This window comes from Cupriavidus sp. CER-90 (genome assembly GCF_057652055.1).
This window is the reverse complement of sequence record NZ_JBYGYM010000002.1, coordinates 1,972,627-1,987,252: the sequence shown is the minus strand read 5'-3', so window position 1 is coordinate 1,987,252 and position 14,626 is coordinate 1,972,627. Positions and strand designations below refer to the sequence as shown.

At 66.3% G+C, this 14,626-nt stretch carries 16 protein-coding genes; 8 read left to right on the top strand and 8 right to left on the bottom strand.

Features of this window, described 5'->3' with window-relative positions; all coding sequences use genetic code 11:
• Window positions 1–6: 6 nt before the first annotated feature.
• From AC24R4_RS19765 to AC24R4_RS19750, 4 genes are all read left to right on the top strand, one after another.
• Window positions 7–378 (top strand): CidA/LrgA family protein, encoded by a 372-nt coding sequence (locus AC24R4_RS19765; protein ID WP_400391383.1) that lies wholly within the window; start codon window positions 7–9, stop codon window positions 376–378.
• Entirely contained in the window at window positions 375–1,100 is a 726-nt protein-coding gene (locus AC24R4_RS19760; protein ID WP_400391380.1) for an LrgB family protein, read from the top strand. The genes AC24R4_RS19765 and AC24R4_RS19760 overlap by 4 nt, the downstream gene beginning before the upstream one ends.
• A gap of 96 nt (window positions 1,101–1,196) precedes the next feature.
• Window positions 1,197–1,601 carry a VOC family protein gene (locus AC24R4_RS19755; protein WP_400391377.1) on the top strand — a complete coding sequence of 135 codons (405 nt, stop codon included), beginning with the start codon at window positions 1,197–1,199 and terminating at the stop codon, window positions 1,599–1,601.
• A 7-nt stretch (window positions 1,602–1,608) separates the two neighbouring features.
• Entirely contained in the window at window positions 1,609–2,301 is a 693-nt protein-coding gene (locus tag AC24R4_RS19750) for a helix-turn-helix transcriptional regulator (protein WP_092601546.1), read from the top strand.
• Window positions 2,302–2,334: 33 nt separating this feature from the next.
• On the opposite strand, the gene AC24R4_RS19745 is transcribed toward AC24R4_RS19750, so the two are convergent.
• Genes AC24R4_RS19745 through AC24R4_RS19735 form a run of 3 tightly spaced genes read right to left on the bottom strand, consistent with a single transcriptional unit; the run spans window position 2,335 to window position 5,077 of the window.
• The gene (locus AC24R4_RS19745; protein ID WP_400391373.1) at window positions 2,335–2,829 is read right to left on the bottom strand and encodes a glutathione peroxidase; all 495 of its coding nucleotides are present in this window, start codon (window positions 2,827–2,829) and stop codon (window positions 2,335–2,337) included.
• Window positions 2,830–2,884: 55 nt separating this feature from the next.
• Window positions 2,885–4,024, bottom strand: a complete 1,140-nt coding sequence (locus AC24R4_RS19740; RefSeq protein ID WP_153947305.1) for a PilT/PilU family type 4a pilus ATPase — start codon at window positions 4,022–4,024, stop codon at window positions 2,885–2,887.
• 9 nt (window positions 4,025–4,033) lie between these two features.
• Window positions 4,034–5,077: a type IV pilus twitching motility protein PilT gene (locus AC24R4_RS19735; protein WP_153947304.1), complete on the bottom strand. Its 1,044-nt coding sequence runs from the start codon at window positions 5,075–5,077 to the stop codon at window positions 4,034–4,036.
• Between the two features lie 112 nt (window positions 5,078–5,189).
• Between AC24R4_RS19735 and AC24R4_RS19730 the strand changes: the two genes are divergently transcribed.
• On the top strand, window positions 5,190–5,879 hold the full coding sequence (locus tag AC24R4_RS19730; RefSeq protein ID WP_400391370.1) for a YggS family pyridoxal phosphate-dependent enzyme: 690 nt from the start codon (window positions 5,190–5,192) through the stop codon (window positions 5,877–5,879).
• A gap of 94 nt (window positions 5,880–5,973) precedes the next feature.
• Complete coding sequence (gene proC, locus AC24R4_RS19725) at window positions 5,974–6,792, top strand: pyrroline-5-carboxylate reductase (RefSeq protein ID WP_400391367.1); 819 nt, start codon at window positions 5,974–5,976, stop codon at window positions 6,790–6,792.
• Between the two features lie 51 nt (window positions 6,793–6,843).
• On the opposite strand, the gene ubiA is transcribed toward proC, so the two are convergent.
• The 5 genes from ubiA to recG form a co-directional block, all read right to left on the bottom strand.
• A complete protein-coding gene (gene ubiA, locus AC24R4_RS19720; RefSeq protein WP_400391364.1) occupies window positions 6,844–7,728 on the bottom strand; it encodes a 4-hydroxybenzoate octaprenyltransferase in 885 nt (294 codons plus the stop codon).
• A gap of 118 nt (window positions 7,729–7,846) precedes the next feature.
• On the bottom strand, window positions 7,847–8,332 hold the full coding sequence (locus AC24R4_RS19715; RefSeq protein WP_153947300.1) for a Dps family protein: 486 nt from the start codon (window positions 8,330–8,332) through the stop codon (window positions 7,847–7,849).
• Between the two features lie 83 nt (window positions 8,333–8,415).
• The gene (locus AC24R4_RS19710; protein ID WP_153947299.1) at window positions 8,416–8,601 is read right to left on the bottom strand and encodes a hypothetical protein; all 186 of its coding nucleotides are present in this window, start codon (window positions 8,599–8,601) and stop codon (window positions 8,416–8,418) included.
• A 241-nt stretch (window positions 8,602–8,842) separates the two neighbouring features.
• Complete coding sequence (locus AC24R4_RS19705; protein ID WP_400391956.1) at window positions 8,843–9,799, bottom strand: LysR substrate-binding domain-containing protein; 957 nt, start codon at window positions 9,797–9,799, stop codon at window positions 8,843–8,845.
• A 123-nt stretch (window positions 9,800–9,922) separates the two neighbouring features.
• Window positions 9,923–12,151 (bottom strand): ATP-dependent DNA helicase RecG, encoded by a 2,229-nt coding sequence (gene recG / locus AC24R4_RS19700; protein WP_400391954.1) that lies wholly within the window; start codon window positions 12,149–12,151, stop codon window positions 9,923–9,925.
• A 182-nt stretch (window positions 12,152–12,333) separates the two neighbouring features.
• Between recG and queA the strand changes: the two genes are divergently transcribed.
• A complete protein-coding gene (gene queA, locus AC24R4_RS19695; RefSeq protein ID WP_400391951.1) occupies window positions 12,334–13,386 on the top strand; it encodes a tRNA preQ1(34) S-adenosylmethionine ribosyltransferase-isomerase QueA in 1,053 nt (350 codons plus the stop codon).
• 33 nt (window positions 13,387–13,419) lie between these two features.
• The gene (gene tgt, locus AC24R4_RS19690) at window positions 13,420–14,550 is read left to right on the top strand and encodes a tRNA guanosine(34) transglycosylase Tgt (protein WP_400391948.1); all 1,131 of its coding nucleotides are present in this window, start codon (window positions 13,420–13,422) and stop codon (window positions 14,548–14,550) included.
• Window positions 14,551–14,626 lie beyond the last annotated feature (76 nt).

The following is a 14,626-nucleotide window of genomic DNA, read 5'->3' as shown; positions in this document are numbered from 1 at the left end:
GCCCCCATGCTCCAGACGTTTGCCATCCTGCTGGTCTTCCAGACCGTGGGCGAAGTCATCAGCTACGCCCTGCGTCTGCCCGTGCCCGGCCCCGTGCTCGGCATGCTGCTGCTGTTCGGCTGGCTCGTATTCGACAACCGGCTGCTGCCCGTGATCCAGGGCTCGGCCAATGACCTGCTCAAGCACCTGTCGCTGCTGTTCGTGCCGGCCGGCGTCGGCATCATGGTGCATGCCAACCGCATCGGTAGCGAATGGCTGCCGATCGTCATCGCGCTGGTGATCTCCACCTGGGTGGCCATCGCCGTGACCGCGCTGGTCACGCGCGCACTGATGCGCAAGCCGCCGGCCGATGCCGTGGATGCCGGAGCCCAGCCATGATGTCGCCGCGTCTCAATGAAATCTGGGTGTACCTGGCCGCCAGTCCGCTGATCGGGCTGACCGCCACGCTCGTCGCCTATGTGTTCGCGTTCCGCATCTACGAACGCGCGCGGTTCTCGCCGCTGGCCAATCCGGTGATGATCTCGGTGGCCATCCTGGTCACGGTGCTGACCGTGACCGGCACGCCGTACAAGACCTACTTCGACGGCGCGCAGTTCGTGCACTTCCTGCTGGGGCCGGCCACCGTGGCGCTGGCTGTGCCGCTGTACACCCAGTTGCCGAAGCTGCGCAGCAATGTACTGCCGCTGCTGGCCGGCTTGCTGGCCGGTTCGGTGTCCGCCGTGGTGTCGGCGGTCGGTATCGCCTACCTGCTTGGGGCGTCGCCCGAGGTGGTGCTGTCGCTGGCGCCGAAGTCGGTGACGATCCCGATCGCGATGGGCGTGTCCGAGAAAATTGGCGGCCTGCCGTCGCTGACCGCCGTGCTGGTGATGGCCACCGGCATCATCGGCGCGATCAGCGCCACCGGCCTGCTGAACCTGCTGCGCGTGCGCGACTACACCGTGCGCGGCTTTGCCACGGGCGTGGCAGCCCACGGCATCGGCACGGCCCGGGCGTTTCAGGTCAGCCAGGAGGCCGGCGCGTTTTCGGCACTGGGCATGGGGCTGAATGGCGTACTGACGGCCATCCTGGTGCCGGTGATGGCGGCCTGGATGCCGCATTGAGACCGCACCCGGGCCCCTGACATGCTCCTGACAGCACGCTGTCAGGAGTGCCCGCGCATGATCCGGTCTCCCGACACGACAAAGAGGAGCGCCACCATGGCCAACCCGTCCAATGCACTGGTCAACTGGCTGGAAATCCCGGTGACCGACATGAAGCGCGCCATGCAGTTCTACGAAACGGTGTTCGAGCATCCGCTACGCCGCGAAACCGTGGGCGACGTCGACCTGGCCGTATTCACCCATGCAAGCTCGGCCGGTGCGCTGGTGCGCGGCGAGCAGTACCGGTCCAGCGCGTTCTACGGCCCGGTGCCGTATTTCAACGCCCCGCAACTCGACGACGTGCTGGCGCGGGTCACCTATGCCGGAGGCCGCACCGTGCGCGGCCCGGTGCAGTTGCCCGACAACATGGGCCGCTTCGCCCATATCACCGACAGCGAAGGCAACCGGATCGGCCTGCATGAACCGGCCATGGCTGCCGCACCCGCCGCCGTCGCGCACTGACACCGCCATGAGCCGACGCGCCGACCGCCTTTTCCAGATCGTCCAGGTCCTGCGCGGGCGCCGCCTGACCACGGCCGCGCTGCTCGCGCAGCGGCTGGGCGTGTCCGAACGCACGGTCTACCGCGACATCCAGGCGCTGTCGCTGTCCGGCGTGCCTGTGGAGGGCGAAGCCGGCATCGGCTACCGCCTGCGGCCCGATTACGATGTGCCGCCGCTGATGTTCACGTCGATGGAAGTGGAGGCCATGGTGGCGGGCCTGCGCCTGCTCAAGGCCTGGGGCGGCGGCGCGCTGGCCGCCGCGGCCGAGCCATCGCTGGAAAAGCTGATGGCCGCCCTGCCGCCGCAACGGCGCCTGGCCGCGCAGCAGAGCCGCATTTTCGCGCCCGAGTATGCCAACCACCCCGCCGTGCGCGAGGCGTTCGACATCGTCCACACGGCCATCGGCGCGCAGCGGCTGCTGCAGATCGACTATTCCGATGCGCAACAGCGCGACACCGTGCGCGTGGTGCAGCCGCTGGGGTTGTTCTTCTGGGGCAATGTCTGGCTGGTGGCCGCCTGGTGCACGGCGCGCGAGGACTACCGGAGCTTCCGGCTGGACCGCTGCCGCAAGCTGACCATGCTGGCCGAGCATTTCCACGAAACGCCGGAGCGTTCGCTCAACGGCTTCCTGCGCGCGGTCCGGGCGGACTCGCACGGCTGAAGCCGGCCGCCGCCGGCCGCCGGCGGGTCTGTTTCAGGCGCCCGGATCGCTGAGCAGCGTCTCGATGTCGCCGCGAATCTCGTCAGGCTTGGTGGTCGGCGCATAGCGCTTGAAGATCGTGCCGTCGCGGCGCAGCAGGAACTTGGTGAAATTCCACTTGATCGCCTGGGTGCCCAGCAGCCCCGGCTTTTCCGACGTCAGCCACTTGTAGAGCGGATGCGCATCGGCGCCGTTGACATCGATCTTCGCGAACATCGGAAAGGTGACGTGGAAGCGCGATTCGCAGAACGCGCCGATCTGTTCGGCATCGCCCGGCTCCTGCTTGCCGAACTGGTTGCACGGAAAGCCCAGCACATCGAAGCCGCGCGTCTGGTAGCTGTCCTGCAGCGTCTGCAGACCCGCGTACTGCGGCGTGAAGCCGCACTCGCTGGCCGTGTTGACGATCAGCAGCACCTTGCCCCGGAAGTCGGCCAGCGGCACCGGCTGGCCTGCCAGCGAACTGGCTTCGAACTGGTAGACGTTGCTCATCGTCGGTCTCCTGAAAGGTAATGGGCGCAAGCATACCGCGCCCCGGCCGCCCGCGTCAGATCACGTTCAGGTGTTCGGTGCCGGCGCCAAGATCCGCGTCGCGATGCCGCGTGCTATGGAGCTTGATCATCAGGCGCAGGTCGTTCAGCGAGTCGGCGTTCTTGAGCGCGTCCTCGTAGGTGATCTTCTCGGCCTCGTACAGTTCGAACAGCGCCTGGTCGAACGAGATCATGCCCTGCTCGCGCGATTTCTTGATGACTTCCTTGAGCTCGTGGATCTCGCCCTTGAAGATCAGGTCGGCCACCAGCGGCGTGCCGATCATGATTTCCACAGCCGGCACGCGGCCCTTGCGACCGGCGCGCGGCAGCAGACGCTGCGAGATCATCGCCTTCAGGTTCAGCGACAGGTCGATCAGCAGCTGCTGGCGCTTTTCCTCGGGGAAGAAGTTGACGATCCGGTCGATGGCCTGGTTGGCGTTGTTCGCGTGCAGCGTGGCCAGGCACAGGTGGCCCGTCTCGGCGTACTGCATCGCGTATTCCATCGTCTCGCGGTCGCGGATTTCGCCGATCAGGATCACGTCGGGCGCCTGGCGTAGCGTGTTCTTCAGCGCGATGTGCCACGACTCGGTATCGATGCCCACCTCGCGCTGCGTGACGATGCAGTTCTGGTGCGCATGCACGTATTCGATCGGGTCCTCGATCGTGATGATGTGGCCATACGAATGCGCGTTGCGGTGGTCCAGCATGGCCGCCAGCGAGGTCGACTTGCCCGAGCCCGTGGCGCCGGTCACGATCACCAGCCCGCGCTTGGACATCACGATGTCATGCAGCGACTGCGGCAGGTCCAGGTCTTCCACCGACGGGATGCGCGTGTTGATGGTTCGCACCACCATGCCGGCGCGGCCCTGCTGGATGAAGGCCGACACCCGGAAGCGGCCCGCGTTGGGCGCCGTGATCGCGAAGTTGCATTCGCGCGTGTCGTCGAACTCCTTCACCTGGCGCTCGTTCATGATCGAGCGCACCAGGCCCAGCGCCTGGGTCGGGTTCAGCGGCTGCTGCGAGACCGGCGTGATCTTGCCGTCGACCTTGATGGCCGGCGGGAATTCGGAGGTGATGAACAGATCCGAGCCGCGGTTGTTCACCATCAGCTCGAGCAGGTCGTTGATGTACTTCGATGCGGATTCGCGGTCGAGCATGATCGCCCCTTAGCCCATGAATGCGTCCGGGTTCTTCGCAATCGCCCGCGCATCGTTGTAGTTGATCATGCCGCGCTTGATCAGGTCGCCCAGGCACTGGTCCAGCGTCTGCATGCCCATGCCGCTGGACGTCTGCATCATCGAGTACATCTGCGCAATCTTGTTCTCGCGGATCAGGTGGCGGATGGCGGGCGTGGCGATCATGATCTCGTGCGCCGCGGTGCGGCCATTGCCGTCGCGCGTCTTGAGCAGCGTCTGCGAGATCACGGCCTCCAGCGATTCGGACAGCATGGTCCGGACCATGTCCTTTTCCTCGGGCGGGAACACGTCCACCACCCGGTCGATGGTCTTGGCGGCCGAACTGGTGTGCAGCGTGGCAAAGACCAGGTGGCCGGTTTCCGCCGCCGTCAGCGCCAGCCGGATCGTTTCCAGATCCCGCAATTCCCCCACCAGGATCACGTCCGGGTCTTCCCGCAGCGCCGAACGCAGCGCGTTGGCAAACGAATGCGTGTGCGGCCCCAGCTCGCGCTGGTTGATCAGGCTCTTTTTCGAGTTGTGGACGAATTCGATCGGGTCCTCCACCGTGAGGATGTGGCCCATGTCGTTGTCGTTGCGATGGTCGACCATCGCCGCCAGCGTGGTGGACTTGCCCGAACCGGTCGGCCCGGTCACCAGCACCAGTCCGCGCGGCTTCATGCACAGGTCGGCGAACACCGCCGGCGCGTGCAGGTCGTCGAGCGTCAGCACCTTCGACGGAATGGTACGGAATACGGCGGCCGAGCCGCGCTGCGTGGTATAGGCGTTGACCCGGAAACGGGACAGGCCCGAGATCTCGAACGAGAAATCGACCTCCAGCCGTTCTTCATAGGATTTGCGCTGAACGTCGCTCATGATGTCGTACACCATGGCGTGGACGTCCTTGTGCGTCATCGCCGCGACGTTGATGCGGCGCATGTCCCCGTGAATACGCACCATCGGCGGCATGTCGGCCGAGAGGTGAAGATCGGATGCCTTGTTCTTGACCGCGAAGGCCAGAAGCTGTGCGATGTCCATCTATAATGACCCCACCCTGAAAGAGGCCCTGGCGGGAATATCGATTTGCCGGGCCTTCAAAGGTTTATTGTTGTACTTCTAGTTGTACTTCTTCGAATATATCCGCTGGATTATGTCTGTAATCGCCGCCAACTTGCAAGCCGTGAAAAATGACATCGCGGCGGCCGCACAACAAGCCGGCAGGGCGCCGGCCGATGTCACATTGCTGGCGGTTTCCAAGACGGTTTCGGCGCATCGGGTCCGCGAGGCCTTCGACGCCGGCCAGCGGGCGTTCGGCGAGAACTATGTCCAGGAAGGCGTGGAGAAGATTGCCGCGCTGGACGCGCTGCGCGGCCAGATCCAGTGGCATTTCATCGGCCCCCTGCAAAGCAACAAGACGCGGCCGGTGGCCGAGCAGTTCGACTGGGTCCACGCCATCGACCGGCTGAAGATCGCCGAGCGGCTGTCCGCCCAGCGTCCGGCCGGGCTGCCGCCGCTGCAGGTCTGCATCCAGGTCAATATCAGCAACGAGGACACCAAGAGCGGCGTGGCGCCGGCCGAGGTGCCGGCGCTGGCCCAGGCCATCGCGACGCTGCCAAATCTGCGGCTGCGCGGCCTGATGGCCATTCCGGCGCCAGCGGCCGACCCGGCCGCCCAGCGTCAACCGTTTGCCGCCCTCCGTGCGTTGCTTGATCAACTGCGGCAATCCGGGCTAGACGTGGACACGCTCTCGATGGGCATGTCCGCCGACATGGACGCGGCCATTGCCGAGGGCGCCACGCTGGTGCGTATCGGCACCGCGATTTTCGGCGCGCGGCCCTGATGGCGCCCGGCAGGCTCCGCGCCGGTCTTTCGCATCCCCATGACATGAAAAAACGCCGGCCGCCACGTACCGCGCTGGCTCACCAGGAAACCTGATGCTCGATTCCCTCACCTTTGGCTTTCTCGGCGGCGGCAACATGGCGTCTGCCCTGATCGGCGGCCTGGTGGCCCGTGGCGTGCCGGCCGGCTCGATCCGCGTGGTCGATCCCTCGGAAGATGCCCGCCAGCGCCTGGCCCAGAGCGGCGTCAAGGCGCTGGCGGCGCCCGACGCCGCCTTTGGCGCCAGCAACGTGATCGTGCTGGCCGTCAAGCCGCAGCAGTTCCGTGACGCCATCGCCGCGCTCGAGCCGCTGCTGACCGACAACCTCATCATCAGCGTCGCGGCCGGCATCCGGCTGCAGGACATGGCCCGCTGGCTGGGCCGCAGCCGTCTGGTGCGCGCCATGCCGAACACGCCCGCGCTGGCCGGCTTGGGCATGACCGGCCTGGCCGCGCCCCCGGGGCTGTCCGGCGCCGACCGGGATATCGCCACGGCCGTGGCCGAAGCCGTGGGCCAGTGCGTCTGGGTGGACAACGACGACCAGATCGACGCCGTCACCGCGATTTCGGGCAGCGGGCCGGCCTACGTCTTCTATTTTGTGGAGGCGATGGAGCGCGCGGCCGTGGAAATGGGATTGTCCGCCGAACAGGGCCGGAAACTGGCCGTGGAAACGTTCCGTGGCGCGGCGGCGCTGGCGGCCGAATCGCCCGAGCCGGTAGCCACGCTGCGCGAGCGCGTCACGTCCAAGGGCGGCACGACGTATGCCGCCTTGACGGCGATGGACGCCAGCGGCATGAAGGACGCTTTCGTCAAGGCCATGCACGCCGCCGCCGCGCGCGGACGCGAGATGGGTGCGGAGTTCGGCAAGGATTGACGGGTTGGCGCCGCGCTCCCATCAAACGGAAGCGCGGCGCCAACAACCGGTCTATTTCAGCAGGTAAGCCGCGAAGGTGCCCGCAAACACGCAGGCGCCCAGCCAGTTGTTGTGCCGGAACGCGGCAAAGCACTTCATGCGGTCCCGCTCGCGGATCAGCGTGTAGTGGTAACCGGCCAGCACGGCGGCCGCCACCAGCCCGGCGTAGTAGGCCCAGCCCATGCCCAGCAGCGCGCCGGCCCAGGCCATCAGCCCCAGAAAGGCCGCATAGCAGATCATGATCGCGGCCACGTCGAAGCGCCCGAACGTGATGGCTGATGTCTTCATGCCCAGCAGCAGGTCGTCGTCACGATCGACCATCGCATAGGCGGTGTCGTACGCCACCGCCCAGAACACGTTGCCCAGCAGCATCAGCCAGGCCACGACCGGCACCTCGCCCTGGATGGCGGCGAACGACATCGGAATGCCAAACCCGAAGGCAATGCCCAGGTAGGCCTGCGGAATCGCAAAGAACCGCTTGAAGAACGGGTAGGTCCCGGCCAGCACCGCCGCCACCACGGCCAGCCATTTGGTCAGCCCGTTCAGCGGCAGGATCAGCGCGAACGCGATCAGCGCCAGCACGGCGGCCACGGCCAGCGCTTCCCAGCCGGCGATCAGCCCGGCGGTCAGCGGCCGCTCCCTGGTGCGCTTCACGTGCTTGTCGAAATCGCGGTCGGCCCAGTCGTTGATGGCGCAGCCCGCCGAGCGCATCAGGAACGTGCCGGCGAAGAAGATCCAGAAAATCTGCCAGGACGGTGGCCCGCCGGCAGCCATCCACATCGCCCAGAGCGTGGGCCATAGCAGCAGCAGCGTGCCGATTGGCTTGTCGATGCGCACAAGTCGGGCATACAGCGCAATTCGGCTGGGATGATGGGGGGCGGCGGACGGATGAGACATGGCGGCGGACTTCTGACGAAACTTCCGGCAATACTACCGGCAATACCAAGCAAAAACGCGCCTTCGGCATACCGAAGGCGCGTCGTACCGGTTCAACCGGTGTGCAGCATGGCCGGAATCAGGCCAGCAGCGAGCGCAGCATCCACGCGGTCTTTTCGTGCGTCTGCATGCGCTGGGTCAGCAGGTCGGCCGACGGCTCGTCGCCGGCGGCGTCGATCACGCCGAACAGCGAACGCGCGGTGCGCACCACGGCCTCCTGGCCTTCCACGAGCTTGCGGATCATCTCGGTGGCTTCGGGCACACCCTCTTCCTCGGCGATCGACGACAGCTTCGCGTATTCCTTGTACGTACCCGGTGCCGGGTAGCCCAGCGCGCGAATCCGCTCGGCAATCGCGTCAACGGCCAGCGCCAGTTCGGTGTACTGCGTCTCGAACATGGTATGCAGCGTGTTGAACATCGGACCCGTCACGTTCCAGTGGAAGTTGTGGGTCTTGAGATAGAGGGTGTAGGTGTCAGCCAGCAGCTTGCTCAGGCCTTCCGCGATCTTCTTGCGGTCCTTGTCCGAAATACCGATGTTCACGCTCATCTCATTCTTCTTTGCCATTTTTTTAAGCTCCATTCTGGTCTGGCCACGAGGATCGACCGCCCGCGCTACACGGACGAGCAGCGGCCATTATCGTATCAGGTTCAAGTCAGAAGGACGGACAGCCCCCGGGCCGCGTCCAGGAACATGACCATCGCGCCCAACGCCACGACGGCCATGCCGATTTCCTTGCGCACCACCTTTCGGTGCAGCCGCCCGGCACCGCCGTCGCGCACCGCGTCGGCCTTCAGCTGCCGGAACTCGCTCACGAAAAGATTCAGCATTGCCATGACGATTCTCCAACTGTTTTTCGAGGGTCCGGCACGTCCGCCTGACGTGCGCCACGACCGATGGAAACAGTCTAATTCCGCGCTATCGATGTGGCTATTTAATAATTTCAACCTATCGAATAGGGGATGACTATATCCCTGTCGCGCGCAGGGGATTGCCTCCAATATGGAGATTGAGGCACAAAAACACAAACGGCAGGGTCTCCCCTGCCGTTCGATGGCATCGCCAGAGCGGGCGAAATCAGGCCGCCACGGCTTCCTCGGCCAGCGTGCTGCCGAGCTTGCGCACGCCGGGCAATTCGCACGCGGTCACGGCGTTGGCCAGCGCCTCCATGGCGGGCAGGCGCGTGAAGCTCTTGCGCCAGGCCAGCACCACCCTGCGGTCCGGCACCGGCTCGGCAAACGGCACGTACGACAGCATGTCGTTGCGCGGCTTGAGATCGGGCACCGACGTGCGCGGCAGCACCGTGATGCCCACGCCGCTGGCCACCATATGGCGGATGGTTTCGAGCGACGACCCCTCGAACGTCTTCTGGATGCCGTCGGCTGCCTGCGAGAAGCGCGACAGTTCCGGACACACGCCCAGCACGTGATCGCGGAAGCAATGGCCGCTGCCCAGCAGCAGCATGGTCTGCTGCTTCAATTCGTCCGGGTCCACCCTGGTCTGCTCGGCAAGCTTGTGCCCGCGCGGCACAGCCACCACGAACGGCTCGTCATAGAGCGGGCGCACCGTCAGGCCTGAATCCGGGAACGGCTCGGCCATGATCGCGCAGTCGATTTCACCCTGCTTGAGCAGCTCGATCAGCTTGTTCGTGTAGTTTTCCTGCAGCATCAGCGGCATCTGCGGCACGGTGTCGATCATCTGCTTGACCAGTGCCGGCAGCAGGTACGGCCCGATCGTGTAGATCACGCCCACGCGCAGCGGTCCGGCCAGCGGGTCCTTGCCCTGCTTGGCAATTTCACGAATCGCCATGGTCTGTTCCAGCACGCGCTGGGCCTGCGCCACGATCTGTTCGCCGATGGCCGTCACCGACACCTCGGACGTGCCGCGCTCGAAAATCTGCACGGTGAGCTCGTCTTCCAGCTTCTTGATGGCAACCGACAGCGTCGGCTGCGAAACGAAGCACGCCTCGGCCGCCCGGCCGAAATGGCGCTCGCGCGCTACGGCAACGATGTACTTGAGTTCGGTGAGCGTCATGATTAATCAAATCCGGTTAGGCGATAGATTTTAGCTTCGATTGCGTCGTCTGTCAGATCGCCGAAGCAATGTCAGCCATCCACCACTTTTTCTGACCCGTCAGAGGACGCGCCCGGAGGCTGTCTACGCCTTCAGAAAGTGCTCGCGCCCGCCCAGCCAGCGCAGTAGATGTGCCTCGACCGCCTCTGGAAACCGCTCCAGCATCAGTTCGGCGGCTTGCTGGGCGTAGTCGACCAGCCAGGCATCGGTTTCCAGGTCGGCAAAGCGCAACATGGCCTCGCCCGACTGACGCGCGCCCAGGAATTCCCCGGGACCCCGGATCTGCAGGTCGCGCCGGGCGATTTCAAAGCCGTCGGTCGTCTCGCGCATGGTCGCCAGGCGTTCGCGCGCCGTGGGGGACAGCGGCGCCTGATACATCAGCAGGCAGACCGATTCCGCGCTGCCACGGCCCACACGCCCGCGCAGCTGATGCAACTGGGCCAGGCCGAACCGCTCGGCATGCTCGATCACCATCAGCGATGCATTGGGGACGTCCACGCCAACTTCGATCACGGTGGTGGCCACCAGCACCTGGAGGCGATTGGCGCTGAAATCGTCCATCACGGCCGCTTTCTCGGCGGGCGGCAGGCGGCCGTGCACCAGCCCCACGCGCAGGTCGGGCAGCGCGGCCACCAGCGTCTCGAAGGTTTCCACGGCGGTCTGCAGCTGCAGCGCCTCGCTTTCCTCGATCAATGGACACACCCAGTAGACCTGGCGCCCTTCGGCGGCCGCATGATGCACGCGCTCGATTACCTCGTCGCGGCGCGCATCGTTGACCAGCCGGGTCACGATCGGGGTGCGGCCCGGCGGCAATTCGTCGATCACCGACACGTCCAGGTCGGCGTAGTACGTCATCGCCAGCGTGCGCGGAATGGGCGTGGCCGACATCATCAGCTGGTGCGGCACCTTCTCGTCGGCCGGCACCGGCGCGTCGCCCTCGGCCGCCTTGCCGCGCAGCGCCAGCCGCTGCGCCACGCCAAAGCGATGCTGCTCGTCCACCACGGCCAGGCCCAGGTTGGCGAACTTCACGCCGTCCTGGATCAGCGCGTGCGTGCCGATCACCAGCCGGGCCTCGCCCGATTCGGCCCGCGCCACGGCTTCGCGCTTGGCCTTCGTCTTGAGGCTGCCGGCCAGCCACGCCACGGGCACGCCCAGCGGCTCCAGCCAGGCCGACAGCTTGCGGTAGTGTTGCTCGGCCAGGATTTCGGTCGGCGCCATCAGCGCGGCCTGGTAGCCCGCGTCGATGGCCTGGCAGGCGGCCAGCGCGGCCACGATGGTCTTGCCGCTGCCCACGTCGCCCTGCAGCAGCCGGTGCATCGGGTGCGGCAGCGCCATGTCGGCGGCGATTTCCTCGACCACGCGCTGCTGCGCACCGGTCAGCCTGAACGGCAGCGCCGCCAGAAAGCGCGTCAGCAGGCCGTCGGCACGGCGCGGCATCGACGGTGCGTTCTTTTCCTTGCGCGCGGCCTGCGAGCGGCGCAGCGAAATCTGCTGCGCCAGCAGTTCGTCGAACTTGATGCGAACCCAGGCCGGATGCGAGCGATCGGCCAGCGCGGCCTCGCTTTCCTGCGGCGGCGGGTTGTGCAGCAGGCGCAGGCAGTCGATCAGCGGCGTCAGCTTCAGCGGCGCCAGCGGTCCGCGCAGGATGGCCTGGGGCAAGGTCTCGGGCATCGGCGTGCGCGACATCGCCCCGCCGATGGCCTTGCGCAGATAGGCCTGCGAAATGCCGGCCGTGGCCGGATAGACCGGCGTCAGGCGGTCGGGCAGCGGTTCGTCGGGTGTGATCGGCCGTACCGTGGGATGAACCATTTCGGCGCCGAAGAAGCCCCCGCGAATCTCGCCGCGCACGCGCAGGCGCACGCCTTCGGCCATCTGCCTGGTCTGGCTGCCGTAGAAATTGATGAAGCGCAGCGTCAGTTCGCCGGTTTCGTCGGCAATCTTGACCACCAGCTGGCGGCGCGGGCGGAACGTCACCTCGTTCGACACCACCTCGCCTTCCACCTGGGCGGCCAGACCCATGCCCGCGCGGCGGATGGCGTCGCGGATCGGCTCCAGCGTGGTTTCGTCCTCGTAGCGCAGCGGCAGGTGCAGCACCAGATCGACCGGCCGCCGCAGGCCCAGCTTGGCCAGCCGGGCCACGGCCGACGACGGCTTGGCCTTGTCGCCGGCCTTGTCGCCGGCCTTGGCGTCACCTTTGGCCTCCGCCCTGGCCGCGCCGCGCCGCGCCGGCTTGTCGCCGGCGGGGGCGGACGGGGTGGACTGGGCGGCCGTCGGGGCAGGATCGTCGATCGGGTCGGTGGCGGTGCCTGGCATCAGCGCGGGAATATAGGGGTCACAAGCAGGCATCGGGCGAAGCCGGGCGCCCAAGCCTTACAATGTCGGATTCGCCGATTGTACCCATGCCGTACCGATGCCTGCGGCGGCACTTCGTTCCGGAGTGCTGCCCGGCTCGCGTATTGCCTGGCGCTTTGCCCCGAATACCTCGCTGAACCGCAATGCTCACCCTGTCCGATTTCGATTTCCCGCTGCCGCCCGAACTGATCGCGCAGTCTGCCCTGCCCGACCGCAGCGCCAGCCGCCTGCTGGTGGTAGAGCGGACGGCACCGGATGACACCGCCGACGCGGTGCGGCTGGTGGACCGCGCATTCAGCGACATCCTCGAATACCTGGGCCCCGACGACCTGCTGGTCTTCAACGACACGCGCGTGATCAAGGCGCGCTTTTTCGGCCAGAAACCCAGTGGCGGCCGGATCGAGGTGCTGGTCGAGCGCGTGGTGGACAGCCACACCGTGCTCGCCCAGGTGCGCGCGTCGAAAACCCCGGCAGAGGGCAGCCCGCTGCATCTGGCCGATGGCGCCTTCACGGTCACCGTGGGCCCGCGCGTGGACCAGTTCTTCACGCTGCGTTTTCCGCAACCCGCGCTCGACCTGATCGAACGGTATGGCCGGCTGCCGCTGCCGCCGTACATCACGCACGATCCCGACGCCTATGATGAAACGCGCTATCAGACCGTCTACGCGCGCAACCCGGGCGCCGTGGCCGCACCGACGGCCGGCCTGCATTTCGACGATGCGCTGTTTGCGCGGCTCGACGCCGCCGGCATCCGCCGCGCCTTCCTGACGCTGCACGTGGGCGCGGGCACCTTCCAGCCGGTGCGCACCGAAGACTTGTCCGAGCACAAGATGCACTCGGAGTGGTACGCCGTGAGCCAGGCACTGGCCGATGCCGTGCGCGACACGCGCGCCCGTGGCGGCCGCGTGATCGCGGTGGGCACCACGTCGCTGCGCGCGCTGGAATCGGCCGCGGCCGAGGACGGCACGCTGCGCCCCGGCACCGGCGACACCGACATCTTCATCACCCCCGGCTATCGTTTCCGCGCGGTGGACGCGCTGATCACGAACTTCCACCTGCCCAAGTCGACGCTGCTGATGCTGGTGTCCGCGCTGGCCGGCGTGGAAGCCATCCGCGCCGCCTATCGCCATGCCGTGGCGCAACGCTACCGCTTCTTCAGCTACGGCGACGCCATGCTGCTGACCCGCCGCGACTGACACCGCGCGACCGACCGATTTCGAGAACCGAACATGCTGAACTTCGAACTGCTGACCACCGATGGCAACGCGCGCCGTGGCCGCGTCACGCTGAACCATGGCGTAGTAGAAACGCCAATCTTCATGCCCGTGGGCACCTATGGGTCGGTCAAGGCGATGTCGCCGCTGGAATTGAACGAGATCGGCGCGCAGATCATCCTGGGCAACACGTTCCACTTGTGGCTGCGCCCGGGCCTGGACGTGGTGGACACCCACGAGGGCCTGCACAAGTTCATCGGCTGGGACAAGCCCATCCTGACCGATTCGGGCGGTTTTCAGGTGTTTTCGCTAGGAGAACTACGCAAGATCACCGAAGAAGGCGTCACGTTCGCGTCGCCGGTGAATGGCGACAAGCTGTTCCTGTCGCCCGAGATCTCGATGCAGATCCAGCGCACGCTGAACTCGGACATCGTCATGCAGTTCGACGAATGCACGCCCTACGAGATCGACGGCCGCCCGGCCACGCATGACGAGGCCGCGCGCTCGATGCGCATGAGCCTGCGCTGGGCCAAGCGTTCGCGCGACGAATTCGACCGCCTGGCCAACCCGAACGCGCTGTTCGGCATCGTCCAGGGCGGCATGTTCGAGGACCTGCGCGACGAATCGCTGGCGGGGCTGTCCGAACTGGACTTCCACGGCTACGCCATCGGCGGCCTGTCCGTGGGCGAGCCCAAGGAGGACATGATGCGCGTGCTGGAACACGTGGGCCCGCGCCTGCCGGCCCACAAGCCGCACTACCTGATGGGCGTGGGCACGCCGGAAGACCTGGTGGCCGGCGTGGCGCATGGCGTGGACATGTTCGACTGCGTCATGCCCACCCGCAATGCCCGCAACGGCTGGCTCTTCACCCGGTTTGGCGACGTCAAGATCCGCAACGCGGCGCATCGCAACGACCCACGTCCGCTCGACGAGCAGTGCGGCTGCTACACCTGCCGCAACTTCTCGCGCGCCTACCTGCACCACCTGCACCGCGTGGGCGAGATCCTGGGCGCGCGCCTGAACACGATCCACAACCTCTATTACTACCTGGAACTGATGCGCGAGATGCGCGCAGCCATCGAGGAACACCGCTTCGACGCTTTCCGCCGCCAGTTTGCCGAACACCGGGCTCGCGGCACCAAATAGAGAATGTTCTGAAAACCAGACAGGCAGCCGAACTTTTGGCGGCCTGCTGGTCGAATGACTGGCCGCAACGGAAGCC